This is a genomic window from Mobiluncus sp., assembly GCF_985070215.1.
This window is the reverse complement of the sequence record NZ_CFKZQR010000005.1, coordinates 56,984-83,680: the sequence shown is the minus strand read 5'-3', so window position 1 is coordinate 83,680 and position 26,697 is coordinate 56,984. Positions and strand designations below refer to the sequence as shown.

Annotated in this window: 25 protein-coding genes and 1 tRNA gene; 17 read left to right on the top strand and 9 right to left on the bottom strand. The window is 56.1% G+C overall.

The features are described from left to right. Nucleotides 1-97: 97 nt before the first annotated feature. From AC5LBQ_RS02135 to AC5LBQ_RS02120, 4 genes are all read right to left on the bottom strand, one after another. Nucleotides 98-703, bottom strand: coding sequence for a response regulator (locus AC5LBQ_RS02135; protein WP_493264493.1), 606 nt, complete (start codon nucleotides 701-703; stop codon nucleotides 98-100). Beyond that, complete coding sequence (locus AC5LBQ_RS02130) at nucleotides 700-1,821, bottom strand: sensor histidine kinase (protein WP_493264492.1); 1,122 nt, start codon at nucleotides 1,819-1,821, stop codon at nucleotides 700-702. Before AC5LBQ_RS02130 ends, AC5LBQ_RS02135 begins: the two co-directional genes overlap by 4 nt. A gap of 86 nt (nucleotides 1,822-1,907) precedes the next feature. Then, nucleotides 1,908-2,672, bottom strand: coding sequence for an ABC transporter permease (locus AC5LBQ_RS02125; protein WP_493264491.1), 765 nt, complete (start codon nucleotides 2,670-2,672; stop codon nucleotides 1,908-1,910). Between the two features lie 12 nt (nucleotides 2,673-2,684). Continuing rightward, a complete protein-coding gene (locus AC5LBQ_RS02120; protein ID WP_493264490.1) occupies nucleotides 2,685-3,596 on the bottom strand; it encodes an ABC transporter ATP-binding protein in 912 nt (303 codons plus the stop codon). A 112-nt stretch (nucleotides 3,597-3,708) separates the two neighbouring features. Between AC5LBQ_RS02120 and AC5LBQ_RS02115 the strand changes: the two genes are divergently transcribed. The 6 genes from AC5LBQ_RS02115 (at nucleotide 3,709) to AC5LBQ_RS02090 (ending at nucleotide 6,926) form a co-directional block, all read left to right on the top strand. Then, nucleotides 3,709-4,503, top strand: a complete 795-nt coding sequence (locus AC5LBQ_RS02115) for a thiamine diphosphokinase (protein ID WP_493264489.1) — start codon at nucleotides 3,709-3,711, stop codon at nucleotides 4,501-4,503. 19 nt (nucleotides 4,504-4,522) lie between these two features. Further along, on the top strand, nucleotides 4,523-5,164 hold the full coding sequence (locus AC5LBQ_RS02110) for an endonuclease III domain-containing protein (protein ID WP_493264488.1): 642 nt from the start codon (nucleotides 4,523-4,525) through the stop codon (nucleotides 5,162-5,164). Further along, entirely contained in the window at nucleotides 5,161-5,811 is a 651-nt protein-coding gene (locus AC5LBQ_RS02105; RefSeq protein WP_493264487.1) for an HAD family hydrolase, read from the top strand. The genes AC5LBQ_RS02110 and AC5LBQ_RS02105 overlap by 4 nt, the downstream gene beginning before the upstream one ends. 159 nt (nucleotides 5,812-5,970) lie before the next feature. After that, nucleotides 5,971-6,044 (top strand) — tRNA-Gly (locus AC5LBQ_RS02100). 420 nt (nucleotides 6,045-6,464) lie between these two features. Further along, nucleotides 6,465-6,710, top strand: a complete 246-nt coding sequence (locus AC5LBQ_RS02095) for a TfoX/Sxy family protein (RefSeq protein WP_493264486.1) — start codon at nucleotides 6,465-6,467, stop codon at nucleotides 6,708-6,710. Between the two features lie 78 nt (nucleotides 6,711-6,788). Continuing rightward, nucleotides 6,789-6,926, top strand: a complete 138-nt coding sequence (locus tag AC5LBQ_RS02090) for a hypothetical protein (protein WP_493264485.1) — start codon at nucleotides 6,789-6,791, stop codon at nucleotides 6,924-6,926. 283 nt (nucleotides 6,927-7,209) lie between these two features. Here AC5LBQ_RS02090 and AC5LBQ_RS02085 read toward each other — a convergent pair whose 3' ends face one another. Then, nucleotides 7,210-8,439 (bottom strand): hypothetical protein, encoded by a 1,230-nt coding sequence (locus tag AC5LBQ_RS02085; RefSeq protein WP_493264484.1) that lies wholly within the window; start codon nucleotides 8,437-8,439, stop codon nucleotides 7,210-7,212. A 247-nt stretch (nucleotides 8,440-8,686) separates the two neighbouring features. Here AC5LBQ_RS02085 and AC5LBQ_RS02080 point away from each other — a divergent pair, with 247 nt between their 5' ends. Beyond that, nucleotides 8,687-9,118 carry a ClbS/DfsB family four-helix bundle protein gene (locus AC5LBQ_RS02080; RefSeq protein ID WP_493264483.1) on the top strand — a complete coding sequence of 144 codons (432 nt, stop codon included), beginning with the start codon at nucleotides 8,687-8,689 and terminating at the stop codon, nucleotides 9,116-9,118. Here AC5LBQ_RS02080 and AC5LBQ_RS02075 read toward each other — a convergent pair. Further along, entirely contained in the window at nucleotides 9,101-10,723 is a 1,623-nt protein-coding gene (locus tag AC5LBQ_RS02075; protein ID WP_493264482.1) for an ABC-F family ATP-binding cassette domain-containing protein, read from the bottom strand. The genes AC5LBQ_RS02080 and AC5LBQ_RS02075 overlap by 18 nt on opposite strands. Before the next feature lie 436 nt (nucleotides 10,724-11,159). Here AC5LBQ_RS02075 and AC5LBQ_RS02070 point away from each other — a divergent pair, with 436 nt between their 5' ends. Both AC5LBQ_RS02070 and AC5LBQ_RS02065 read left to right on the top strand, forming a co-directional pair. Beyond that, complete coding sequence (locus AC5LBQ_RS02070; RefSeq protein WP_493264481.1) at nucleotides 11,160-12,779, top strand: hypothetical protein; 1,620 nt, start codon at nucleotides 11,160-11,162, stop codon at nucleotides 12,777-12,779. A 106-nt stretch (nucleotides 12,780-12,885) separates the two neighbouring features. Next, nucleotides 12,886-13,797, top strand: coding sequence for a Fic family protein (locus tag AC5LBQ_RS02065; RefSeq protein ID WP_491680830.1), 912 nt, complete (start codon nucleotides 12,886-12,888; stop codon nucleotides 13,795-13,797). 7 nt (nucleotides 13,798-13,804) lie between these two features. Here AC5LBQ_RS02065 and AC5LBQ_RS02060 read toward each other — a convergent pair whose 3' ends face one another. Continuing rightward, complete coding sequence (locus AC5LBQ_RS02060) at nucleotides 13,805-14,536, bottom strand: hypothetical protein (protein WP_493264480.1); 732 nt, start codon at nucleotides 14,534-14,536, stop codon at nucleotides 13,805-13,807. A gap of 146 nt (nucleotides 14,537-14,682) precedes the next feature. Here AC5LBQ_RS02060 and deoC point away from each other — a divergent pair, with 146 nt between their 5' ends. After that, entirely contained in the window at nucleotides 14,683-15,306 is a 624-nt protein-coding gene (gene deoC, locus AC5LBQ_RS02055; RefSeq protein ID WP_298636127.1) for a deoxyribose-phosphate aldolase, read from the top strand. A 52-nt stretch (nucleotides 15,307-15,358) separates the two neighbouring features. Here the strand turns inward: deoC and AC5LBQ_RS02050 are convergent, their stop codons facing one another. Continuing rightward, complete coding sequence (locus AC5LBQ_RS02050) at nucleotides 15,359-17,077, bottom strand: phospho-sugar mutase (RefSeq protein ID WP_493264479.1); 1,719 nt, start codon at nucleotides 17,075-17,077, stop codon at nucleotides 15,359-15,361. 221 nt (nucleotides 17,078-17,298) lie between these two features. Between AC5LBQ_RS02050 and AC5LBQ_RS02045 the strand changes: the two genes are divergently transcribed. From AC5LBQ_RS02045 to AC5LBQ_RS02020, 6 genes are all read left to right on the top strand, one after another. After that, complete coding sequence (locus AC5LBQ_RS02045) at nucleotides 17,299-18,384, top strand: BMP family lipoprotein (protein ID WP_491680298.1); 1,086 nt, start codon at nucleotides 17,299-17,301, stop codon at nucleotides 18,382-18,384. Nucleotides 18,385-18,468: 84 nt separating this feature from the next. Further along, nucleotides 18,469-19,989 carry an ABC transporter ATP-binding protein gene (locus AC5LBQ_RS02040; protein ID WP_295026244.1) on the top strand — a complete coding sequence of 507 codons (1,521 nt, stop codon included), beginning with the start codon at nucleotides 18,469-18,471 and terminating at the stop codon, nucleotides 19,987-19,989. Further along, entirely contained in the window at nucleotides 19,986-21,290 is a 1,305-nt protein-coding gene (locus AC5LBQ_RS02035) for an ABC transporter permease (RefSeq protein WP_493264478.1), read from the top strand. The genes AC5LBQ_RS02040 and AC5LBQ_RS02035 overlap by 4 nt, the downstream gene beginning before the upstream one ends. After that, nucleotides 21,287-22,585 (top strand): ABC transporter permease, encoded by a 1,299-nt coding sequence (locus AC5LBQ_RS02030; RefSeq protein WP_491680300.1) that lies wholly within the window; start codon nucleotides 21,287-21,289, stop codon nucleotides 22,583-22,585. The genes AC5LBQ_RS02035 and AC5LBQ_RS02030 overlap by 4 nt, the downstream gene beginning before the upstream one ends. Nucleotides 22,586-22,620: 35 nt before the next feature. Continuing rightward, nucleotides 22,621-23,025: a cytidine deaminase gene (locus AC5LBQ_RS02025; RefSeq protein ID WP_282922320.1), complete on the top strand. Its 405-nt coding sequence runs from the start codon at nucleotides 22,621-22,623 to the stop codon at nucleotides 23,023-23,025. Nucleotides 23,026-23,044: 19 nt separating this feature from the next. After that, nucleotides 23,045-24,331 carry a thymidine phosphorylase gene (locus tag AC5LBQ_RS02020; protein WP_493264477.1) on the top strand — a complete coding sequence of 429 codons (1,287 nt, stop codon included), beginning with the start codon at nucleotides 23,045-23,047 and terminating at the stop codon, nucleotides 24,329-24,331. Nucleotides 24,332-24,391: 60 nt separating this feature from the next. On the opposite strand, the gene deoD is transcribed toward AC5LBQ_RS02020, so the two are convergent. Beyond that, complete coding sequence (gene deoD, locus AC5LBQ_RS02015; RefSeq protein WP_297345885.1) at nucleotides 24,392-25,114, bottom strand: purine-nucleoside phosphorylase; 723 nt, start codon at nucleotides 25,112-25,114, stop codon at nucleotides 24,392-24,394. Between the two features lie 248 nt (nucleotides 25,115-25,362). On the opposite strand from deoD, the gene AC5LBQ_RS02010 reads away from it, so the two are divergent. Next, on the top strand, nucleotides 25,363-26,694 hold the full coding sequence (locus tag AC5LBQ_RS02010; RefSeq protein WP_297345884.1) for a DUF2254 domain-containing protein: 1,332 nt from the start codon (nucleotides 25,363-25,365) through the stop codon (nucleotides 26,692-26,694). Nucleotides 26,695-26,697 lie beyond the last annotated feature (3 nt).

Here is a 26,697-nt window from a genome sequence, read left to right as displayed (position 1 = left end):
TACTGTCATCATTCATGTTCCCAGTCTATCAGAATATGCTTAGGTAAGCCTTACCTATTCTAGGTAGTCTGGGTGCTCGGACGCATAGGCGGTGTGTTTAGAGCCATCCGAGTTCACGGGATTTTCTAGCCGCGCCCACCGAGGTGTCCGTGTGAGTTTTGCTGATCGCACTCGAGAGGTAGTTGCGTACCGTGCCAGGTGAGAGGTACACCCGAGCCGCGATCTCTTGGACTTTCAAGCCCTGTTCGGCGATTTTCAGGACTTCCACCTCGCGTTCAGTCAGGGGATTATCGCCCTCGAAAAGGGATTCGGTGGCCAGTTTTTGGTCCACAGCCGTGCCACCGGCGGCAATAGTTCGGACTGCGGCGGCGAGTTCTTCGGCGGGAGTTTCCTTGACCATAAAGCCTTTGGCGCCGGCGCTCAAAGCACGTTTCAAGTAGCCGGGACGCCCAAAAGTCGTCAAAATCAGCGTCTTGGTATCGGCGGTGGTCTCGGTGATGGCTTTGGTGGCGGCGATTCCGTCAAGGTCGGGCATCTCGATGTCCACCACCGCAACCTGGGGGTGGTGGGTTTGGACGGCATCAAGGAGTTCGCGACCATTGCTGGCCTGGGCAACTACCTCAATGTCGCCTTCGAGTTCCAGCAGTGCTGCAATCGCTCCGCGCACCAGCGCTTGATCATCGGCCAATACCACGCTAATCACAGCTTTACCTCCACTACGGTGCCGGTCTCCGGGATGTTTTGCGGCTCCGTGGCGCCCGCGGTGCTCGCGAGCCCGCGTTTCCCTACTATACTGAGGATTCCCCCGACCTGTTCCACGCGAGCCTTGAGTCCCTCCAGGCCGTGTCCGGCAGCATCGGGGGGAATCCCCACTCCATTATCGGTGATAGTCAGGTTGCTCCGGTCTAACTTGATAGTGGCTTGGCTGGCAGCCGCGTGACGAATGATGTTGGTGGTGGCCTCCCTAATCACCCAGGCAAAAATCGCTTGGTTCACAGCGGGGATGGAGTCGAGGTCTGGCCAGGCGCTGCCCTCCCGCTGCAAGCCGATACCGGCACTCTCCAATGCCTGAGACGCGGCGGCGATTTCTTCGAACAAACTCTGTACTTTGAGCCCCGCCACAGTCTGCCTAACCTCTTCGATTGATTCCCGCGCCAGGTTTGTAATCTCGTGCAGTTCCGCCTGGGCACGCCCGGGATAGCGTTCCAGCAGTTTTCCGGCCAGTTCGGACTTGAGGGCAATGACCGTAAGGGTGTGACCCAGGACATCGTGTACATCCCTGGCTACGCGTTCGCGTTCTTCCAAAATCGCTCGTGTTCTGGCTTGGCGCTGGCTTTCAATACTGGAACCGATAAAGAAAGTTATTCCCGCCACGAACATAAACACCGCTGAGGTGGAGATGGAGAGACCAAAATATTCTTGACCATTCGATACAAAACGGGGGATGAGGAAGGAGGCTAAAACCGTCAAGGCTCCGGCAATGTAGCCAGCCGCCTGGGGCAGGGTGAAAGGCGCGGCAGCAGCGATAAACGGCAGGAAAGTCAAGGATTTCAGCGGTCCTAACACTGCCACCTGTAGCAATGTAGTCATCACAAGTACTGCAAAGGCTATGGCGTCGCTCTTGCGTAGGCGGTGCCGGCCGTCGAAGTAGCGGAAGTTACGCTCTCCCATGATTGGTTTGCGCCACGAGAGTGAAAAAGCAGCTACGTAAGCCAGAGCGAATGCGGTGGTCAATATCAGGGAAATTATCTTCGGCCCCAGGGGTAAGGTCAGGGCTCGACTAATCGGAAAGTACAGGAACCCCAGCCATACGAGACTCATGAAGGTGCTCGTGAAAATGTAGGAGTTCGAAGGCGAACTGGTGAGACTGCGACCGTCCGCGGTAAGGGCAGGGGAAGATTTCGGGTTCATGCGTGCCTCCGTGAACGTTGATAGCCCCACAGTGCCAGAAGAGCAAAAATCAAGATCCACACTACAAAGTTCACGATGCCAATTCCTAGGTTTTCGGTGTACGGCTTTCCGTCCATAGTAATCTGATTTCCGTTAGTGCCGGCATATCTGGCGAGAATTCCGTAACCGTAGCCCGGCATGAATTTCGCGAAATCCAGCAGCCATCCGCCCAGGGGCATGAAAAAATTCGCTATGAAAGCAAACAGGGTGGTCAGTCCCGAGGCGATAGAGACGGCTGTATCGGAATGCAGCAACAGTCCGAAAGCCAGACCGTAGAGGGTGAAAGTGAGTGATCCGCCCAGAATCACCAAGACAGAGATAATCCAGGCAGAGGGCTCCGCTTTGGCTTGAGTCAGACCACCCAACAGGAAGATGACCGCCACGGGCAAAGCCGCCAGCAGCGCTCCCAAGGCGATTTTGGTACCCAGGTACCTCCCGTTACTCAGGGGAGTCAGTGTGATTTGGCGTCCCCAACCTTGAATCTTTTCCACGGAGGTGCCAGCAGCAAAGCTGGCGGTGGAGATAATGGCTCCGTAGGCGGCGATATTGACCATAATGACCCAGGCCCAATTGACAGTCGTGTCGGCGACCATTTCCTTGGCGTAGGTTGCGGCGACCCCAAAAATCAGGTAAATCACCACCGGAAGTCCAATGACAAACATGGGTACTTCGGGTGAGCGCAGAATTCGCTTTAAATCCAGAGCAAATATTTTCGTGTTCATGATGAGGTTTCCTTAGTTGCTGGTCAGGGTAAAGAAAGTGTCCTCCATAGAGGGAGGGACGATTTCCAAGTGGCTCACACCGGGTTGAGAAAGAATGAAACGTGCGAAATCATCCGATTTCTGTACCGAAAGGTACATTCTGTCGTCTTTGATTTCCACAGATTCTTGGGGCCAGTGTTCCTGTATCTGAGCGGCAAGCGCGTTGAGGTGCGAGGGGTCAACCTGGAAAGACACGTTGCGCGTTCGCTGGGCAGTAATTTCTGCCGGACTGGCATCCGCGATGATTTTTCCGTGATTCATCACCACGATACGGTCGGCATAATCCGAGGCCTCTTGGAGGTAGTGGGTGGCAAAGACGATGGTCTTTCCGTTTTGTGCCTGACGGTGCATCACTTCCCAAAAGTCGTGGCGCGCGTTGGCGTCCATCCCCGCGGTCGGTTCGTCGAGTATCAATAAATCCGGGTTAGGCAACAGGGCCAGCGCGAATTTAATCCGCTGTTGTTCCCCGCCGGAGCATTTCCCAATCTTACGTTTGCGAATCGGCTCCAGGTTTGCTGCGCGTATCACCCGCTCGCGGTTTTCCAGGGTATCAACATCCCGGCCGTGAGCTGCGGCAATCCAGCGGACAACTTCGGAGACATACATATTTTTAAGCAGGCCCCCTGTTTGCAGGACGGCGGCAATCTGACCGCGGGAAATCGCGGTTTTCGGGTTTACGCCCAAAACCTGCACCTGTCCGGAGGTCGGTGCGCTGAGCCCCAGAACCATATCCAGGGTGGTGGTTTTCCCCGCGCCGTTCGGCCCCAGTAGGGCCATAACTGTACCAGTCGGTACATTAAGTTCGATGCCGTCCACCGCGTGGACTTTCCCAAAGTGCTTATGCAAATGAGTGAGCTGCAGGGCAGCTGTAGTGGTTGTGTTCATGTATCCAAGTATTGTGCCCCGGCGTTTGGGCCGGTAGTGTGCGCAATCACAAAAAATGGGTGACATCTGTCATATTTTCCGGGCTTCGTGGGAGCCAGATTAGAATGACTCCATGACCAAGATGGGCGAAAACCAGGACGATTCGGCGAAAAATGGCGCTGTGTCAGCTGACTCGCGTTGTTTGGTGGTGGTCGGAGGGGTGCAAGGGCTGCGTGCGCTGTGCGCTGACGACTGGGATTTTTCGGTCTACGAGATGGTGATTTGTGGGGATTCAGGTCAGGATGTGGCGCGGGATTTGGGGATTGTCCCCGACGTCTACATCGGCGACTTCGATTCTTCGCCGCGTCCGGCAGGTCAGACCGAGTTCGCGGACGGACGCACCCTCTCTCCCGAGGCTTTGGCGGCTACACCTCTCGAAGCTCCCAGCGGCGCTGTACCCGGCGATGGCGTGGAAGTGATAATTCTCCCCGTCGCCAAGGAAATAACGGATTCTGAAGCGGCGGTCGATCTGGCGTATTCTCGCGGCTACCGGCACATAGATGTCATTGGCGGTTTGGGGGGACGCTTGGATCATACTTTAGGAAACCTCGGTATTTTGGCGAAATTCGCCCACACTTCCGCCCGGCTGCGCTGGATAGACGGCTACAACATGGTGTCCCTGGTGGGTCCGGGGACACATACGGTGCCCCGCAACGACTACCACTATTTCGGCTTGATTCCTTTTGACGGCGATGTTGAGGGTCTCACCCTGACAGGGACGCGCTACCTGGTCGAGGACTTTACTCTGGTTCGCGGCTCAACACGCGGGGTTTCCAACGAAATCACCGGACAGTTCGCCACCGTTTCTTTCACCAGCGGCAGACTGCTGATGGTCTCGTCACGAGATCTGCAGATTTCGGGTCAATAGTCTCTCCGGGCGGTTCTTCATGACAAGCATGGTAGGGCGGGTTTCGGGTTTTCGTGAGCTGTTCGAGATTTTGCAACGCAATGTGAGAGATGCGGGAAAGTGGTGGCCGGCGGAAACAAAGTTCGAGATCCTGGTGGGCAGCGTGCTTACCCAAAACACGACCTGGACCAGCGTGGAAAAGTCCCTAGAGAACCTGCGGAAGAAAGGACTGCTTGACCCCTTGCGGCTGGCGGGGGTCGCCCCGGGCGAACTGGAGAAACTCATTCGACCCAGCGGCTTCATGCGCGCGAAAGCGAGATACCTGAAAAACTTGACCGAATGGTACATAAAAACTGATGACCGGGCTGGTGAGATGGACACCCCAACGTTGCGCAACTCCCTTTTGCAAGTCCCGGGAGTGGGTGAGGAAACGGCCGATGACATCCTACTTTATGCCTATGACCGCCCGGTTTTTATTTTCGATGCCTATGCGCGCCGATTACTGGCGGCAGCTGGTTTGGGCGAGTTTCGGACCTATCGACAAGCGCGTCAGGCCCGCGATGCGGCGTGGCGCTCGGAGGGATTTACGGTGGAGGAACTGGCGTTATTTCACGGTTTAGTGGTGCAGGCCGGAAAGGATGCGCGCCGGGACGGAAGTTGGGAAGGTATCCTGAGGGCATGATTAAAGGCGCGATTTTCGATTGTGACGGGACGCTGCTCGACACTATGCCGCTGTGGCGGGAGGCAGCCGGAAAATACTTGACGACCTTGGGGATTGAGGTTGATAAGGACTTGGGTGCGCAATTTTTTGAGATGACTTTGCCCGAGTCGGCGCGCTTGGTACACCAGCGCTTCGGGTTGGACGTAACGGTTAGCGAGGTCGTGAACGGTATCAAAGATGCGGTCTATACCGGCTATCTCGAGGATGTGCAGCTCAAGCCCGGAGCCAGGGGTTTCCTAGAGGCGCTGGCTGAAGCGGGGGTGCCGATGACGGTGGTGAGTTCCGGTTCTGAGGGTCTGATTCGCCCGGCTTTTCGGCGTCTGGGGATTGAGGAGATGTTCACGCAGTATTTCGCCTCTTCGGAGACGGGGATGCACAAGCGCGAGCCGACTATGTTCTTGCAGGCTGCGGGGGCGATGGGCAGCGTACCGGAGGACGCTTGGGTGTTTGAAGACGCGGTTTATGCGGTTCGGGTGGCGAACGCGGCCGGGTTTCACACGGTAGGAATCGCCGACGACGCCAGCCGGGGTGAGTCGGATGTTTTAGCGAGCGAGGCGGAAGCGTACTGGGAGGAATATCCAGGGGAAATCCCCGATTTTATGCGGTAAAGTGCTGGTTTTGTGGGCATTTTGTATTTCGTGAAGGCTATCGCTAAGTGAAGATGAGGAGTGCGGGCGGGGTATCGACAATTTTTACCCCTCGGCAATGGGGGAACAGAGTTTCTGGCTGTTGCTGCTAGAATGTGGCATACTGTTGTAGTTTGAACCGCGGGCGTAGTTCATCGGTAGAACGACAGCTTCCCAAGCTGTAAAGGCGGGTTCGATTCCCGTCGCCCGCTCCATTGACTAAAAGCCGGGCTTTAGCCCGGCTTTTAGTCAATCTGTGGGGCTACGACGGGAATCGAACCGGGTTGCGCGACGGCATCGAGCGTAGCGAGAGTGAGCCGTCGCGAAAACGGTGGAGGCGGCATAAAAGCAATGCCCAGTGGGCATTGCGCCGCCGGAACGCCTTAAAAAACCTCCGTCGCCCGCTCCACGAAACAAAAAACCCACCAACACCTACCTTTTGCTGCAATACCGCGCAAAAACCCGAAATAAAGACACACGAAATGTTACTTAAGCCAAAAATAGGTTGCGTTAGCGGGTATATTGATAGCACATGATTATTCCCACATTGATCGTTGCAGAAACTGGTGGAAGGTTTTGGGCCCGGGGTTCTTTCTGTGCTGAGAGTGCTTTTGGTCTGGAGAAATGGAGCGCTGATGAACGACTTGACTGATCTTCCAAATATTGGGCCAAAGTTAGCGCAAGCACTTATTGAGGCGGGGATTGACACACCTGCGAAACTGTCCGAAGTTGGCAGTGTAGAAGCATGGTGGCGTGTTCACCCCCGATTCACCTGCCAGCACTCGTTACTAGCTCTTGAAGGCGCGATACAAGGCGTCCCTAAAAACCTGCTTAATCAGGAAATTCGCGAACGATTGCGACAGGAAACACTTAGTGATTGATGTGTTATGAGTCGGTTCATGACGAGTAACCGCAAATGACCGCAACGTCTATTCAGTATTTGCGCAGGGGGGAGTGCCATGACCACAAGGGACGGTAGCCAAACCGATGAACCAAAAGGACAGATGCTGATTTATCAGAGCCCAGACAACTCCGTAACTATTGAGGTCAGGCTTGAGGGCGAGACGGTTTGGCTCACGCAACAGCAGATGGCATAGCTCTTTCAGAGTTCAAGGTCTAACATTGTCGAGCATATTGGCAATATCTATGCCGAGGGCGAGCTGGATGCGGAGGCAATTCGTCGGGATTCCCGGCAAGTTCGTCGTGAGGGCATGAACTCGGTCACATTGGTTCCTTCGCGCATCGACACCCAGATAGTCTAGGTTCGGGGGTACCTAGAAAATCTCTACTCCCTGGACTATAGGTGAAAGTGTGCCCCCTCAACTGTCTAGAGAGGGCACACTGTTCGTTAGGAAAACATGCGCAACAAGCAACGAGTGGCTAGCTCACATTCGTGACCGCCAGCGATGTCGGCTGACCCGCAACCTCCGCAGTGGCAGTCTCGGTCGTAGTAGAGAGGTCAATCATGTGCACTTTTCCAGCGAGAGGGTCAGAGACCCACACGGTGTTAGCGTCGTCGTAGTTGCCAGCAGCAACTCCGGGGGCAATGCCGCCGTGACCACTGGGCTTTACCCATTCACCGGTCACCTGCATGGTTTGTTCAAGGGTGCCGGTCTCGTCAAAGACGTAGAGCTTGCCGTTGGTTCCGAGTGTAATCACATGACCGTCAGGTGTGATAGCGAGATTCGAGATATTCACGCCCTCGTCCACCCCGACAGTCTTGGTGGTATTGTCACCAACGAAGACGAGCTTATCGCCAGCCTTACCGACCAATGTAGAAAAGTTCGCATTAGCTACGAAAGTACCCACGCGATCCTCACCAAGGTCAGGAGTAGGAATGTTGACACCCTTGCCGTTCTTGATAACAAGTACAGAGTCAGCGCAGCCGAAGGCGGCGTTGGTGCCGCGAGCAACTTCGCCGTGCATGCGCATACAGGTGAAGGTTTTCTCTACCTCAGTCTCTCCGTGGCGCAGTTCAATAGTGTCGGGCAATGCGGTGCCTTCCTGTGCTGTGGCGCTCACGAGATAGTGACCTTCAGGCATCGGAACCACTACGCCGTGATGCGGCAAGTTGGCTTTGACACGAGTGAGACCATCAAGCTGACCTGTCTCTAAATTCTCGGTGGTGAACAGGGAAGCGGCGCCATCATCATCAGCGAAAATACCGGTCGCCCCCGCTTGCGGATTCGGCACCACGTGAACAGGTTTATTACCCTCAACAACCTCTTTCAGCAGTGCTGGCTTTCCAGTATAGAAATGGAAATGATCGCCGTGTTCCTGCTTCCACGCACCCGCATCGATGATGGACGATTCGTTATCGTGTTGGCGGTTAGCCACTACGTGACGACCGTCATGTGCCGTTGTTAACGACGGGCGTGATGTGAGCTCAAAATCCGTAACTTTCTTAAGGTTCTCATCAAAGATACTTACCCCGTTCTCGGTTGCCACGATAACGCGGGGCATTGCTTTCGAGGTTTCTGTTCCTGTGGAACTCACGCCGTGATCGCCGTGTTTTTGACCTTTATGGTCGTAATCGCCGGAATCGGTTCCGCAGCCAGCCAGGGCCACAGTCATTACTGACGCAATTGCAACAATCTTCATTAGTTTCATAAGCGTTACTATAAATGAGAACGATAATCATTATCAAATTGCGTGTGCAGTGCTCCTCGAAACTGGGTTAAATCTCGTGTTACTCCTGGTCAGGCAGGTCTTCGAGTTAGAATACCTAGATAGATAATGGGCTAGGCTGCTTTGTAAGAGGGGGCTGCGGTGAGAACCTATGAGTCTGGTGCTGCGTTGGCGTCTGAGATTGCTAAGCGCGGTGGTTTAGTTATCCGCGAGTTTGCTGAAGTGCCTGATGAAGGTTGGGATCAGCTGGTTGATGGGGGTGGATCGCACGCCCCGTCAGATGATTGCTTACCAGCTCGGTTGGATGGAATTGTTGCTGGGGTGGGAGCGTGAGGAACAGGCTGGCGCTACGGTGGTAACTCCAGCGCCGGGATTTAAATGGAATCAGCTGAGAGGTCTGTATGAGTCGTTTTATCAGAGTTGGGAAACTAACGCTGTTGATGATTTGATTAATCGATTTGAAGTCCTGCTGGATGAAGTAGTTCAACTGGTCAACGGTCTGACCGAAGCGGAGTTGTTCGAGTCAGGGCAGCGGGCGTGGGCGTCCTCTACCCCGTCGGCGTGGCCGGTGTGGAAGTGGATACATATCAACACTGTCGCGCCGTTTACCACGTTTCGCACCAAGATCAGAAAGTGGAAGAAACTATCGGGTTGTTGTTAGTTGTGAGCCTCGCCAATGGTCGATGAGCCAGCGGTCGTGACTGGCGATAATCAGCGTACCTTTCCACTCGCTTAGCGCATCTTCCAAGGCCTGCATACTGTCGAGGTCGAGGAAATTGGTCGGCTCATCGATGATGAGGATGGCAGGGGCTGAGGCCAAGGCTTGGGCGATTTGTGCGCGGCGTTGGTTGCCCGCAGACAGTTCGGGGATAGGGGTTGCCCACATTGCGGGGTGCAAGATTCCTTTCCCAGCTTTGCCGATTCCCCCTCTCCAGACTTCGGTGGTGAATCCAAAATCACGGACTCTCGGTAAATGTTGGGGCACCAAGCTAACCGCTTTGTCGCGTGTGATGGTTCCGCTTGCCGAGGCGTCAGCGGGGGGCTGTCCAGAGTTTATCCAGTTCAAGAGTGTGGATTTCCCCGACCCGTTGGCGCCGGTGACCAGCAGGTGCTCGCCATAAACGACATCGAAACTGAGTGGCGCGAGGCGCTGTTCCACGCTTGCAAGCCTTACAGATACCGCCACCCCGGCGCGCTTGGCAGGCTGGGCAAACGCGAAGGACAATTCATAGTTACGAGGTTTGCGCACTTCTCGCGCCGCTAAGGTGTCCAAGCGCTGGTCGTCGTTTCGTATCCGACGTGTGGCGGTCGCGGCGGCACGGTCGGCAAAAAACTTCTTCGCTTTGCCTTGAGCGCTGGCGAGCCGCACACCTCCACGAGAGATTGTTCCCGCCGCCTGCCGATGCCTCCGCACCTTACGCGCTTCATCTTGCTGGGCAGCGTGTAGTTCCACGTACTTGGTGCGGGCACGGGCTTTTTCAGCCAGATAGTCGGAGTAAGCCCCCGCGCAACGGTAAAGACCTGCGGTTTCGCCCGACCCTTCGGCCTTTGCCAAAGCATTGAACACCTCCACGTCCATATCGTAAATAACCGTGGCGGTGTCCTCGATGAAAGCCCGATCATGGCTGGCCATCAGGACCGGACCGCCCCAGCTATTGACCGTTTGCGTCAGAAAACTGAGCGCCTGAGCATCGAGATGGTTGGTAGGTTCATCCAAGATCAACACTACCGGTTTCAAGATGAGGGTCGCCGCTAAATGCAGCCTGCCGCGTTGACCGGGAGACAACCGGGACAGCTCCCGGTTCCGCCCCGACCTTGTGAAAGACATCAAGTCGAGCCCGGCCAGCACTTCGGCCACCCGAGCGTCGAGCGACCAAATATCAAAACCCGTCATTTGGGTCAGCAGCTGATCATATTCTTGTTCCCACTCGCCAAGTGCGCCGCCCTCGCCGATTCGCGAAGTTACCTCCGCAAACTGGTCGGCTACGGCTCGAAGTGGACGCAGCGCGACGTCAAGGTAGTCGCTGACGCTACCATCAAACTGTTCGACGTTGGGAACCCGGAAGCGCTCCCTTTCGGTTCCCTCGACTTTGCCCCGCTGTGCCAGCAGATCGCCCGAAGCGATACGCAGCAGCGTAGTCTTGCCGCACCCGTTGGGTCCGACCAGGCAGGCGCGCTCACCATCGCTGACGTGCAAAGTGACATCATTGAGCACCGGGACAGTTGCATAGGAAAAAGAAATATTAACGAGGTTGATGACAGGCATAGTAATCTTCAGGACGCAAGAATTTAACGGGAAGCGTCTCAGCCGGGCTGAGCAGAGACTACTTGGTCATCGGAAGATATCTCCTCGATAGAAAGGGTGGGCGAAGGGCTAACCCCAATTTTAGCTCACTGCTTTCGCGCCAGCTACTGTTTTTTCGAGGCGCTGGCGTCTCTGTCACAAGGGCGGTTCTGTCGCGTTTGTCGTTACGGGCGCGGCGGAGAAGGGTGGTTGTTGGCTGGATATGCTCGGGGTGCTTTTGGGTTGAAAAAGGTGGTTGTAGTCCCGAAATGGTTTGTGTGGATGCATTAAAATGTTGTGTGGTAGCTGTGTGGTTCTATGAGGAACGCGCAGGGCTCACTAGCTTTCTGGGCTCTCAAATCCCCGTGAGGGTGAATCGTCAAAGACGCGAAAAGATAGAAATAGGAAAGATACGGCAATGACTTCTGAGCAAAATCCCGGTTTCCCTCCCAACGGCGGCGCCAACGGCATCCCGCCACAGGCTTCTGGGCCGGCGCCCTCCGCTTTCTCAAACCAGCCGGCGGCACCCCAGAACCAGCCGGCAGCGCCCAATGGACCGGTCTATCAGGCACCTCCGGGATACGTGGCTGCGAATGGGCAGCTGGCGTCTGCTCCGGTGACTAAGTCGCGCCGAGGGCTGGTAATTGGTATTTTGGCTGTCTCGCTGGTTCTGGTGTTGGCGGTGGTGCTTTTTATCCTGTTGTTCACTGGGGTTCTTTCCTTGCCCGGTGGCTCCAAGGCAGCGGGCGGGTCTGCGAGCGCGCCCCCAGACGATGTTATTTCCGGTCTGACCCAATCCGAGAAAGAACCGGAACTCATAGACATGGGCAATGATCCCGGCAAGTTTTACGCCTTTATTGGGGACACACTGCTGGCTACGGACGGAGATGAGGTCTGGGCGTTTAGTCTCAAATCCCAGAAAGAGGTTTGGCGCAGTGATGACGCTATCAAGGCACTGAATTGTGACTCAGAGTATGATGCTTTGTTCGCCTACCAGGCTGAATCGAACTCCAACTTGGCACTGATGAGCTGCTCTTCCGATACAACAACACACTATGCCGTGATTTCTGCCAAGGACGGCAAAGTTGTTACCAAGAAAGAACTGAATTCCGATGAAGTCAGTTCTTTCATGGAGATACTCAAGGATGGCAGCCTTGTGACCTGCGAGAACAGCGAGCTTATCCGTTACGACGGGGCGGCTCGCACAGAAAAGAAACTATGGAGCCAGCCGGTAGAGGACTGTGGGTACGGTGTTCGGGAATATGATTCCGGGTGGCTCAGGATGACATGGGAGGGTGAAGACTGGGGTCAGCTGTTTAACTTGCAGGATGGCTCGCAGCCTGCAGGGGCACAGACTTTCATCGATTCGATTGAGAATCTGGAGGAAGGTTCCTATTCGTTCACACCGTTAGCAAAAGGCAACTTTGCCGTTGAGTACTACACAGAAACAGGCGGGGACACCTCTGTGGATCATGCGGTTATAGTGGACGCACAAGGCACGCCGCTTTCCCAGACTTATGACAACGCATTTTTCTCGATTACAGACGATGAACGGGTGGTATTGGCGGTTTCCTACGAGTTTACAGACGACTACAAATTGAAGAAGTCCACGCGTCTGGATCCTGCTAACGGTCAGGAACTGTGGACTAATGAGGATGCCGGAATCGGCTGTGCCTTAGGAGCGGATAAACAGTTCATTTGGGGGTGGAACTTCCTCTGCGGCGGTGGCGGAGCCCCGGAGGGTAATAAGGGGCTGTTGCTTGATACCAATACCGGCAAATCCGTGCCGATGGGGGATCTTAGAAATGTCCAAGACGTCCACCGTACCGATAATGGTTTCATTCTTGAGACTTGCAATTACGAAGAGGAAAATGCGGGAATAAAGCTCACATCCTTTGCCTGGAGGGATGGAGAATTTGTGAAACTGTGGAGCCAGGAATATAAAGACATCCCTTATTTCATCGAATATCAGCATCGGATTTATGCCACTTCTTCGGGAGACGATTACGGAATTGTGGGCTACCTCGGATACAAATAGGAAAACTGAACGCGGGCGCGGCGGGTTAGCTTTACTTGCGCTAAATTTACCTTTACTTATTGGGGAAAATGACGATAATAAGTAAAGGTTGAGGGGGTGCGTGCTGATGATTGTTTACAACGGCCTGATGCGCAGGCTCAACGCAAAAGGCCTCACCAAGACCGGGCTGGCCCACGAGCTGGGCATTTCTTCCCGGACGATAGCGAAAATTGGACGCGGTGAGCCGATTGCCCGACACGTGTTGGCCAGAATAGCGGCGTTCTTGGAGTGTACTCCGGAGGATTTGTGTCAAAGTCGCACGGACAATGTGCTGCTGCAAACCTTGCGTGATGAGAAAAGCGTCCGACTGTCTGGGGGGCTGTACCATGAGCTGCAAGTCCGCCTGACCTATAACTCAAATCATATTGAGGGTAGCCAACTCAGTGAGGACCAGACCCGACTCATTTTTGAGACAAACACGTTTGGTGCCGAAACAGGTCTCCCAGTGGACGACATCATCGAGACGGTCAACCATTTTCGCGGCATCGACTTTGTCATTGACCGGGCAGAACAACCCTTGAGTGAGGAAATCATCAAGGAGTTGCATCGCATACTAAAACAGGGCACCACGGAATCCTCTTTGGAATGGTTCGCTGTTGGGGACTACAAAAGACGCCCCAATATGGTTGGCGGGCGCGAGACTGCCAAACCGCAAGATGTCGCCCGCCAGATGAAACAGTTACTGTCACGTTACGAGTCCCTGAACAGGGTCGAATTCGATGACATAGTCGAGTTTCACTACCAGTTTGAGCTGATACACCCCTTCCAGGATGGGAACGGACGGGTGGGCCGTCTCATTGCCCTGAAAGAATGCCTACGTCACGGAATCGTCCCGTTCATTATCGAGGACTCTAAGAAACTGTTTTACTATCGTGGCCTTTCGCAGTGGGAAAGCGAAAAAGGCTACCTACGGGAGACTTGCCGTGATGGGCAAGACACTTTTATCAAACTTATGTCCCAGTTCGGTATGCAACCCTAAACCCGCCCTAATCGGCGTCTGATTTGACTTTGATTTTGTAAACCTGGCCGAGCTGAGCCGGGGAGGACATTTGGGGTTCGGTGCCGCTGATGGTGCCGTCAAACCAGACCGTGACGGTTTTCCCCGTGAGGCCCGTGCCGTCTACGGTTTTCCCGTCTTTCGTGTAATCCAAGTTATCGACCGGCAAAGCAATCGGTTTGAGACTGGTCACGTCTAACTCAGGCAGGTTTTGTCCCCTCGTAAAGATCCAGGCATATTCCGGTGGCACCTGCACTACCTGCACCATGAGCCTATCCGCGGTGCCTTCCTTCACTTCAGCGCGGAAGTTGGCGACACCTTTGGGCATAAGTGTCGAGTTCATGGCGATGTCTTGGAAAAGGATCCAGCGTTCGCCCCTCTTTACGTTCAGGTAGCCGGGTTCCCAAGTTTGATATTCAAATCCCGTCCCAAAGTTTGATTCATCGTCTGCGCTGGGGGCTTTCGTCGCGTCGACACTGGTGCGAATCGTGCCGTCCGCAGTTCCGCACTTCATCCCGCTGTTGACGTAGCCGGTTTCCATATAAACGTCGCCCCGAACCTGGACCATCGGTGGCAAAGCGCCGGGGGTGTCCGCAGAGTTGGTAGGCGTATCTGTGGCTTTCGTGATGCCTGTGGCTGTCATGACATCCCCACTGCCGGTGCATGCCCCCAGCAGACCCACGCTTAACAGCAAGATTACCGCGAAAATAAGATGTTTCATGGGTGCCCCTTCCTGCCCCCGATTTTACCAAAAGCTCAACCTGTAGGATGTCCCAGCAGGGGCGTTCGGGGCGGTCTTGGCGTATAATCGCTGGAAAGCAGTTTCAGACATTTGGAGGATTCGTGGAAAAAAAGCAGTTAGCGGCGATGGTTGATCACACTTTGTTAAAGCCGGAGGCAACCCGCGCCCAAGTGGAAGCACTGGTGGCAGAAGGTGTTGAGTTAGGAACTTATTCCGTGTGCGTTTCCCCCAGCCAGGTGCCCCTCAAGGTCCCTGAGTCTCTCAAACTGTGTGTGGTTTGCGGTTTCCCCTCCGGCGCTCATGCGACAGCTACGAAGGCTGGCGAGGCTCGTGAAGCCGTGGCAGCAGGCGTCGATGAAGTTGACATGGTTGTCAACCTGTCGTGGGTGAAGGACGGACTGTGGGACCGGGTGCAAGCCGATATCGCGGCGGTAAAGAAAGAAGTGCCCGCCCCGAAACTGTTGAAAGTCATTATCGAGTCCGCAGCACTAACCGATGAGGAAATCGTGAAATGCTGCCAGGCTGCTCAGGCAGCCGGAGCCGACTTTGTGAAAACCTCCACCGGTTTCCACCCCGCTGGCGGGGCATCCACCCATGCGGTAGCGCTGATGCGCCAAACCGTAGGAGACACGATGGGAGTTAAAGCCTCGGGAGGAATCCACACGGGAGCCGAAGCCCTCGCTATGGTAGAGGCCGGAGCCTCGCGCCTGGGGCTGTCGGGGACCCGCAAAGTCTTGGAAACGCTCTAAGGCAACGTTAAAACCGGTGGAACCACCCTTGTCCGACCCGCGAAAACGCGGCTCAGGGCGCATCAAACCCTAAAACTTCGCGCAAATCCGCTTTGATGGCCGCCAAACGTTGGCGGGCCTGGGCTTTTGCTGTCGCCAGGGTCGAGGCGGTGACTTTGGGCACCACCACTTGCAGGTAGCACTTCAGCTTCGGTTCGGTCCCTGAGGGGCGCACCACCACGCGTGACCCAGAAGCCGTCCCAAAGAACAGCGCGTCCGTAGGCGGCAACTCCTGCAGATGATCCCACCCTGACGGTACAGAGGTGTGCAGCTCGTCAGGCATCGAATTGGTGGACAGGTCGTGGCTAAACACGATGGGTTCCCCACCGAAATCCGTCAAACCGCGAGTCCGCAGGCGACGCATTCCCTCACTAATCAAGCTCACATCCGCCACCCGGAATGTTAGCGGTGTCGTGACATAAAGCCCGTGAGCCAGATAGATTTCGTTGAGCTTGTCGTCAATAGTTCGGCCCTGCGCTTTCAAAACGGCTGCGATTTCACACAGTTTCACCGTGGCGCTGATACCGTCCTTGTCGCGCACACTGTCGGGATCGCAGCAATTGCCGATAGCTTCCTCATAGCCAAAAATCAGCCCCGGGGTGCGGGCAATCCACTTAAAACCTGTCAGGGACACCATCGGGGTGACCCCGGCGGCCGCGGCCACCCGGTCTAACAGTTCCCCCGAGACGAGGGAACGAGCCACCGTGGCTGACGAACCCTGGCGGTCTCGACACTGGTAGTATCCCAGCAAAACCCCCGTTTCGTCCCCGCTCAACTGGCGCCAACCCCCTGGTGCGTCCGGGTCAGGAATCGCTGCCGCGCAACGGTCCGCGTCCGGATCATTGGCAACAATCAAATCCGCGTGTTTTTCGCGAGCCAACGCCATAGCCATATCGAGCGCCCCGGCCTCTTCCGGGTTGGGGAACGGAATAGTCGGAAAGTCCGGGTCTGGCTCACGCTGCGAGGCGACGGGAAACACCTCGCTAAATCCGGCCTGAGCTAACACGGCTTCGCAAACTTCAGCCCCGACCCCGTGCATCGAAGTCAGCACCAGCCGCAAATCCCGCGGGGAATCGCCGCTAACCAGGCCCGCCGTGCGCTGAATGTAGCGGGTAAACAAATCTTCGTCAATGAAATCCCAACCCGTCTCGGCGCAGGGCACGTCACGTGCCGGCGGGGCAGCCTGAATCTGGGCAAAAATCCTTGAGTCCCAAGGTGAAACGAGTTGCGCCCGGCAACCGGAACCGGTGACGACCCGCCCTCCCAGGTACACCTTATAACCGTTGTCTTTCGCGGGATTGTGCGAGGCGGTCACCATCACCCCGGCATCAGCGTGATACTGCCCCATTGCGTAGGCCAGCAGGGGGGTGGGGCAAACATGGGGCATCAGCAGGGCTTTTCCACCGGCTGCTGTAATCACTCCCGCCGTCGTGCGGGCGAAGTCGGCGGAACGATGCCGACCGTCGAAACCTATCACCACCAGGAAGTCATCCCCGACAGCTGTTCGCAGGGCAGCTGCCAGCCCCCAAGTGGCACGGCGAATCACCGCCGTGTTCATCCGGGCTGGTCCGGGACCCATTTCCCCGCGCAGACCGGCAGTGCCGAACGCGATTTCTGACCCGAAAGCCGCGGCAAGCTCGGTTTTCGCCGCGGGAGTATCCGTGTCGAGCAGGAGTTGCAGGGCTTCCCGGTCGCGGGGATCGGGGTCATTTTCCAGCCAATCCATATACATGTGGTACTCACTTTCCTAAACGAGTGTTCCATCCATGTTACGGGCTGGGAGCCGACATCACCCGGCAAATGCCGAAATTTTCCCACTAAGAAATATCGCCAAACTTGGCCCAGAAATGAATTAACCCGGTGAAAAGCGTCCGAAAACATCAGAGTGTGTGTAAAGTACTATCCAATGAATTTGGCTTTCTATTCAGCCAAATCAGCTAACCTAGGAGGTTTATGGTGCGTAAATACAGTCCTGTGGCTCTGGCCGCCATCGGCGCATTGGCTTTGGCCGGGTGTGCTGCCGCCCCGGATTCGGGGTCTGATAATGCTGGCGGCGCCAGTAATGCTAAAGAATTCAAGGCTTGCATGGTTTCCGACCAAGGCGGTTTTGACGATAAGTCCTTTAACGAGTCCGGCATGATTGGCTTGCAGCGTGCTGAGAAAGAACTCGGGGTGACGCTCGGACAGACGGAGTCCAAGTCCCCGGCTGACTTCAAACCCAACGTGGACACCCTGCTGGCCCAGAAATGCAACCTCATCATCGGTGTAGGTTTCATGCTCAACGATGCGATTCGCGATGCGGCCAAGGCTAACCCTGATGTGGAGTTCGCCCTGGTAGACTCCCGTTTCACTGAAGATAATGACGTGGTAGAGCTGAAGAATGCTAAGCCGATTGTGTTCAATACCGCGGAAGCCGCCTACCTCGCGGGATATGTTTCCGCTGCGGTGTCCAAGAGCGGTACCGTTTCCGCTTATGGCGGCATGCAGATTCCTTCCGTAAACATTTTCATGGATGGTTTCGCTGACGGCATTGCGAAATACAACGAGGACAGCGGTAAAACTGTGAAGCTGATTGGCTGGGATAAAGACGCTCAGAACGGCTCTTTCGTGGGCAACTTCGAGGATCAGTCCAAGGGCAAGCAGCTGACCGAACAGCAGATTTCGCAAGGTTCTGACATTGTGATGCCAGTGGCCGGTCCGGTGGGCAAGGGCACCCTATCCGCCGCGGAAGGCAAAAATGTTCTGGTCGTCGGGGTGGACTCCGACTGGGCAGAGATGTACCCGGATTCTTCGTCCATGATTCTCACCTCCGTGGTGAAAAAGATCGACCAGGCAGTGTTTGACACTGTCAAAGAGGCTCGGGACGGAAAGTTCACCTCGGAAGCCTACGTGGGCGACCTGGAGAACCAGGGTGTCGACATCGCGCCCTTCCATGATCTGGATGCTCAGGTTACCGCCGAGATAAAGGACAAAGTCAAGTCCCTCAAGGAGGACATTATTGCTGGCAAGATCAAGGTTGAATCTAAGAACAACCCGTGATTCTGAGCCAATGAGGATATGGAATTGGGTCACGCTACGTGACCCAATTCCATATTTGAATCGAAACCACGCGAGAGGGAATCTATGAAGCTGGAACTGCGCGGAATAACTAAGACTTTCGGTCCATTAGTGGCCAACGACCATATCGACCTGGTCGTAGAACCAGGGCAAATTCATGCTCTGTTAGGGGAAAACGGGGCGGGCAAATCCACACTGATGAACGTCCTGTACGGTTTGTATCAGCCCGATGCCGGAGAAATCTTTGTCGATGACGAAAAGGTTTCCTTTAAAGGTCCCGGTGATGCTGTGGCTGCTGGTATTGGCATGGTCCACCAGCACTTTATGCTGGTACCGGTGTTTACCGTGGCAGAATCGGTGGCTTTGGGATACGAACCGACGAAAGCCTTGGGTCGGTTAGATCTGCAGGCAGCCCGGAAAAAAGTCCAGGAACTTTCCGCACAATTTGGTTTTGACATCGATCCCGATGCCTTGATTGAGGATCTCCCGGTCGGGGCTCAGCAACGAGTGGAAATCATCAAAGCCTTGTCACGAGACGCGAAAGTCCTCATCTTGGACGAACCCACGGCGGTGCTGACACCCCAGGAAACCGATGAGCTCATCGCCATCATGCGCCAGCTGCGAGACGCAGGAACCGCAATTGTTTTCATCACGCATAAATTGCGTGAGGTCAAGGCAGTAGCTGATTGCATCACCGTAATTCGCCGCGGTAAAGTCATCGGCCAGGCCAGCCCGGAGTCTACAGACAGTGAATTAGCGGCGGCCATGGTCGGGCGTGCCGTGAAACTTTCCGTAGAGAAAGATGCTCCCCAGTTAGGTGAGACAGTCTTTCAAATGTCGCAGGTCAGCGTCGTTAACTATGCGGGACATGTCGATTTGGACCACGTGGATTTGGCGGTACGCAGTGGGGAAATCCTGGCTATCGCAGGGGTTCAGGGCAATGGTCAAACGGAACTGTGCCGCGCCATCTTAGGGCTGGAGCCTTTGGCGGGCGGCAAGATGACGTTGGACGGCAAAGACCTCACCAAGATGAAAGTGAAAGACCGTTTGCGTCACCAGTTGGGCTACATTCCCGAGGACCGTTCCACAGACGGTATGATTGCGTCCTTCTCTATTGCCGAAAACATGATTCTTGATTTGTACGACATCCCGCCCTTCGCTACCGGGGTCAATATGCATCCGAAAGTCGTGATGGAAAACGCGAGCAAGCTCCAGGAAGAATTCGATGTCCGAGTGACTTCGTTGCAAGACCCGATTTCGACGCTTTCCGGGGGTAACCAGCAAAAAGTCATCGTGGCCAGGGAACTATCGCGCCCGCTAAAACTCTTGGTGGCTTCCCAACCCACTCGCGGATTGGATGTGGGATCCATTGAGTTCGTTCACCAGCGAATCGTCCAGCAGCGAGACATGGGGACCGCGGTGATTCTGGTCTCGACCGAACTTGACGAAGTGGTGGGGTTGGCCGATCGGATAGCGGTGATGTATCGGGGAAAGATTGTCGGAGTCGTGCCTCCGGACACACCACGCAATGTTTTGGGCCTGATGATGGCCGGAGTTTCAGCGGAAGAACAGGAGGCGGACAAATGAACGAGACTAAGGATACTTCGCGTCCCGGCCTTAACGTGGTTTTGAGACAAATCATGTCGTCCTCCGCGGTGCTGATTACCTCCGCGGTGCTGCTGTCATTGCTGGTATCTGCGCTTTTGGTAGCTATTTTTGACCCGAACGTCCAGAGCAGCGCCGCTTACTTGCTGGCTCGTCCCTCGGATTTCTTCACGAGCTTCGGGGCGGCCTTCGCATCGTTCTTTACGTCCCTGTTCCGGGGAGCTATTTTCGACTACGAAGCGACCAGCTTGGCAGGAATGGTGCTGCCTATCACCAACTCGCTGACCCGTTCGGCTCCGCTGATTCTGGCGGGACTGTCCGTGGCGTTGGCTTTCCGGGCGGGACTTTTTAACATTGGTGCCCAAGGTCAGCTTCTGCTGGGTGCCCTCATGGGGGTCTGGGTTGGGCTGAATTTTCATCTTCCCCCAGGTTTGCACCTGTTGGTGGCGGTCATTTTCGCTATCCTCGGCGGGGCCCTGTGGGGCGCGGTTCCCGGTATTTTGAAAGCCCGATTGGGAGCTAACGAGGTTATCGTCACCATCATGATGAATTCAATAGCCCTCTACCTGCTTTCTTATGCCTTAAAAGCCGAGAGCTTCGTAGGGGACGGCTATCCGGGTAAATCCATGACCGTCCCGGCCAGCGCGTCCTATCCTGAGCTGTTGGGTTCGGCTTTCAACCTGCACCTCGGATTTATCGTCGCCCTCGCCGCAGCAGTTTTCGTGTGGTGGTTGCTGGAACGTTCCACTTTTGGTTTTGAACTGCGGGCAGCCGGGGCAAACCCGCACGCGGCTCAAACGGCCGGTATCTCGGTCAATCGGGTCATCGCCCTCACGATGGTTATTGCCGGGGCTTTAGCGGGACTAGCCGGAACCTGCCCGTCACTGGGCACCGAAAAGTTCCTGTCTACCGGTACTGCCGGTTCTCTAGGTTTTGATGCGATTACAGTCGCCCTGCTCGGTGGTTCCACCCCGCTAGGAACTGTTCTCGCCGGGATTCTCTTTGGGGCCTTCGCTGCCGGGGCTTCCACCATGCAGGCTGCGGCCGGCATCCCGGTGGATATCGTCTCGGTGTCCCAAGCGGTTATCGTCTTGCTCATCGCAGCCCCGCCGTTGATTCGGTGGATTTTCCGACTTCCCGACCCTCAGAAAATCACTGTCGAAAACGCGACCGTTGCCGCAGAACCAGCCCTGGTTACTGGGGAAAGTTCCCACGAAACTGCTGAAAGCGAGACGCTTACCCCGCCAGAAGAACCTTGTGAAGGAAAGGAGGCAGACCGATGAACCTGAGTGAAAACCTGTTAGAAAAAAGCCGCGCCGACCGTCAGGAAAACACGGAAAAAGTCAGGCTGCGTAAAGATTGGCGCTGGTCTGTTTCCGCCTGGGTCATGTGTGTACTGTGTGCCGTGATGGGGCTGAGTGCACGCGGAGTGTCGGTAGTGTCTTTCCAGAATGCGACGACATGGTTCCCGACTGGCAATGTTGATCTTCCGGCACAGCCAACGATTCTGATTCTGACCGTTGCGTGCGTGGCGGGCTCGGTGGCGGCGACTTGGCTGACGCTGCGTCACGGGAAAGCTCCGGGGTGGATTGCCGGTCTGAGCGGGATGTTCTTTCTCATGGCTCTGCTGCTGTTTGTCGTAGCGGGACGCGAAGGCTCTGTGATGCCCCTAGTCTCGCTGCTACAGTCGACCCTCGCCCTGGCCATCCCCCTCGTTTTTGGTTCCCTCTCCGGTCTGGTTTGCGAACACACCGGCGTAATCAACATCGCCATTGAAGGCCAGCTCCTCTTAGGGGCTTTCCTGGCGGCAGTTGTCGCTTCGGCTACTTCCTCGCCCTACCTGGGGCTGGTGGGCGCCCCTATCGCCGGGGCCTTGGTGGCGGTGCTCCTCGCCTTGTTCACCGTCAAATACCGGGTGGACCACATTATCGTCGGTGTCGTGTTGAATATGCTGGTGGTGGGCTTGACCTCGTTCCTGTATTCGACCTGGTTAAAGTTCAACGAAAACACTTTGAACCGTCCGATGCCATTGAAATCCCTGGCTATTCCGGTACTGTCGGACATCCCCATTATCGGGCCGGTCCTGTTCAAACAATCCCTGCTGGTCTATCTCATGTACATGGCTGTAATTGTGCTGAATTTCGCCCTGTTCCGCTCCCGGTGGGGGCTGCGTTCACGGGCGTGCGGGGAGCATCCGAAAGCTGCGGACACCGTGGGTATCAACGTGAATCTGTACCGCTGGCGCAATGTGTTGCTGGGTGGAGCTTTGGCTGGTCTGGGCGGCGCCTACTTCACTGTCGGTGCGGGTCTGGCCTTTTCAAAGGATATGGCCGCGGGCAACGGTTTTATCGCCCTGGCAGCGATGATTTTGGGCAAGTGGAATCCTAAGGGCGCCGTAGCGGCTTCGCTCCTGTTCGGTTTCGCCACCGCTTTGGGTTATGTGATGCAGTCCGTGAACTCACCCATCCCGACCGATTTCCTGTTGATGATTCCTTACATCGTCACAATTCTGGCGGTCGCGGGATTCGTGGGGCGGGTACGTCCTCCAGCAATGGAAGGCAAACCGTATCCGCTCTAACCCACACACCGGCAAAACTGTGGAAAGAGGAAATAATGTTGAGCGAAACTGACTGGGAGCGTCTCCATGTCGCCGCACGGGAGGCCCAAACCCATGCCTATTGCCCCTACTCGCACTACCGGGTGGGAGCGGCGGCGCTGACCGAGGCTGGTCGCATCGTCACGGGATGCAACAGCGAAAACGCCAGCTACGGATTGGGCCTGTGCGCGGAATGCGGACTAATATCCCAGCTCACCCTCAGTGGCGGGGGCAAGTTAGTGGCTTTCCTGTGCTACGGCAACCCTGAAGGGCAAACTCCCGTCCTCACTGTCCCTTGCGGGCGGTGCCGCCAGCTGTTGCGTGAACACGCCAGCCCAGAACTGGTCATTGAAACCCCCGCCGGACGCCGGCCGTTTCAGGAAATCCTCCCGGAATCATTCGGGCCGGAATTTTTGAGCTAAACCTTGGAAAGGAATAATCATGCTAGAACCTTTTGATGCTGTCGATGTGATTCGAACCAAACGCGATGGTCAGGAACTGTCTACCGCTCAGATTGAGTGGGTCATCGATGCCTACACCCGCGACTGGGTCACCAGTGAACAGATGGCCGCCTTGGCGATGGCGGTGTTCCTCAAGGGCATGAATCAGCGCGAGATTTTCGACTGGACCCAAGCGATGATTGACTCCGGACAACGCCTGGATTTTGGCTCCCTGCCGCGGCCCACCGCGGATAAACATTCCACCGGCGGGGGAGGGGACAAGATTACCCTGCCGCTCGCGCCGCTGGTGGCGAGTTTCGGGGTGGCCGTACCGCAGCTTTCCGGGCGCGGCTTGGGACACACGGGCGGCACCTTGGACAAGCTGGAGGCCATCCCCGGTTGGCAGGCTGTGCTGAGCAATGAGCGGATTACCGAGATTCTGGGAACCGGCTGCGGGGCGGTCGTATGTGCGGCCGGGGCGGGGTTGGCTCCGGCCGACCGGAAACTCTATGCCCTGCGGGATGTGACCAGCACAGTTGATTGTGTCCCGCTAATCGCTTCCTCGATTATGTCAAAGAAGATTGCGGAAGGCTCCGCCGCCTTGGTATTGGATGTCAAGGTCGGTTCCGGGGCTTTCATGAAAGAGCTGTCTCAAGCCCGCGAGCTGGCGCAAACCATGGTGACTTTGGGTAAAGATGCCGGCACTCACACGGTGGCCCTGCTCACCGATATGTCGACCCCACTAGGCCGGGAAGTCGGCAATGCGGGGGAAGTCGCCGAAGCGGTGGAAGTCTTGGCAGGCGGAGGTCCCGCCGACGTGGTCGAGCTCACGGTCGCTTTGGCAAAGGAAATGTTGACGGCCGCAGGACAGCCCGATGCCGATCCTAGCGCGGCTTTGGCTTCGGGAGCCGCGATGGACACCTGGCGGGAAATGATTCGGTCCCAAGGCGGAGACCCCGACGCACCCCTAGCTTCGGCGCGGGAACATTGCGAAGTGAAGGCGGAGCGCAGCGGTGTGCTCAGCCGCCTGGACGCTCTGGCAGTCGGGGTTGCTTCGTGGCGTACCGGTGCCGGGCGAGCCCGTCCGGGTGAGGCAGTGTCCTTGGGCGCAGGAATAACCCTACACGCCAAGCCGGGCGACCGGGTACAGGCAGGTCAAACCCTGTTTACCCTGCACGCTGACGAGCCGCAGCGCTTTGAGCGGGCGCTGGCGGCGCTGGAAGGCGGTTGGGAAATCTCGGACACCTTTGCCGGGGCAGGGCCTTTGATTATTGACCGGATTGACTAGGGCGTTCCGCTAGTTTTAGGAAGTTCCGCCAGTTCAGAAGGGCGTCAGTGCGGCGGGTCTTTAGCACAGGGCGGCCGCGGTGGCCAGAGCCAGCGTGTTGGCAAACTTCGTTTCGCGTTGCTCCGGAGTCATGTCCTGGGAATGGTCTAGCAAACTATCCGATACGGTCAGCACCGTCAGGGCCTCACGACCGAATTCGGCAGCAACTCCGTAGAGAGCAGCGGTTTCCATCTCTAGGGCGAGGGTGCCATAGGCGCGCAAGCGTTCCAGCAAACCCGGAACCTTGAAATAGAAATGATCCTCAGAGAACACGGTCCCGACGTGAACTCGGTTGCGGTCGGCCTCGGGCAGTTCGTCAACCGCTTTCATGGCGGCCGAAAGCAAGGACCACGAGGCACACGGAGCAAAGGTAATCTCGGGGAAACGCGCCACGTTGATGTGAGAGTCAGTGTGGGCGCCCATGGCCACCACCGTGTCCCCGACTCCCGCCAGGGGAGAGATGGAACCGCAGGTACCTACCCGAATAATGCGCTCAACACCAAAGAACTTGAACAGTTCTGTGGCGTAGATAGTTAGGGAGGGTTGACCCATGCCCGACCCCATGACCGACAGCGGTTTGCCTTGATAGGTGCCGGTAAAGCCCAGCATGGAACGCACGTCGGTGACCATTTTGGCGTCACTCATCAGAGTGTGGGCGATTTTTTCAGCTCGCTTCGGGTCGCCGGGCATCAATACGGCGGGAGCGAAATCCCCGGGTTCGGCAGCAATATGAGGGGTAGACATATAACCTCCTGGTTGGGTATCAATATGCGGTCAAATCATTGTAATGGCTTTGCCCTTTTCATTAGGGCGATTTGGGACAGTTGCGTATTTCGGGTTCGTGAGAGATGGCATCAAAACCCGTAAAAGCGACAATGAGAGCCCCAAAATTGGTAGACGGCTTTGTTGTTGACATGAGGCGCACCATCAACTGGGATTCCAACCTCTAGCTGGGCTCACTTTCGGCTTGGATACTGCGATAGGGTGGAATCGTGAGTGACACCGAAATACCCAAAAATGAGAAGAATGATGAACCCGTAGTCTATGGCCACTGGTTGCCAGAAGTCCCCCGTTGGAACTGGTGGAATCAATTTTGGACGCGATTTTGGGCGATTCCCCTTGCTCTGAGTATTTCGGCAATAGCGGCTGGTTTGGTCATTCCTCAAATCGATCGGGCGGTGGGTCAGTCCCTACCATTCTTGTTCGAAGGTGGTCCCGATGGGGCTCGCAGCGTGCTCACCACAATCAGCAGCGCCATGATTTCCGTCACTGGCTTGGTGTTTTCGGTAACTATGGTGGTGTTACAACTCGCATCCAACCAGTTCACTCCGCGTATTCTGGAATCTTTCCTGGAAGAACGCATTACGCAAATTACCCTCGGGGTCTTTGCCGGAACGTTTCTCTATGCGCTGACGGTGTTGCGTTGTGTGCACAGTGAAACTGATACGGATACCGGGTTCGTTCCCCAGATTGCCACCAGCTTGGCTTTCCTGTCGGTGATTGTCAGCGTGGGATTCTTTCTCGCTTTCATTCACCACATCACCACCTCTATCCGGGTCACAAACGTAATCCGGGACCTGTCGCGACGCACTATCAACACGATGGACTGCATGATTCCGGGAGGCTCAACAATCCAGCCTCGTCAGGGCGCTCGGGAATGGAACCCCCCGCGTGACGGTGCCGTCACCCCGATTGTGTTGGAGCAGGCTGATGACCGTCTCAGCGACATCGACTACCCCTACCTGGTGAAACTAGCAGAAACGCTTGACACCACTATTGAACTAACCACGCAAGTTGGCTCCTATATCGGGGCGGGCACCCAGGTCGGCGTGGTTTACGCCGAAGTTGATGAGGCTGCCCTGACAAAAATCCGGAAAGGCCTGGTTCTCTCCCCGCAACGTTCCCTGCGCCAAGATATCGGCTTTGGTATCCGCCAACTCGTCGACATCGCCAGCCGGGCTCTGTCTCCGGGTATCAACGACCCCCTGACCGCGGTGGAAGCCATCAACGCCCTGCACACCATCTTGATAAGGGCGGTAACCCGACAGACTCCGGTACCTTACGTGACTGACAAAGCGGGTACGATCCGTCTGGTTTACCGTCCGCAAACCGCCGATGAACTGGTGGAACTGGCGGTCACTGAGATAGCGGTGTGGGGAGCGGGAGCAGTCATTGTTCCCGAGCAGTTGCGCCGTATGCTGGAAATCCTGCACGGCGTGGCTCGTGAGGAATATCGGGACACCCTCAATCGGATGACGGAACTGGTCAATGAACTTGACGAAACCCCAGGTCATGCCCGCGCCACGAATCCGGCAGAGAAATAGCTA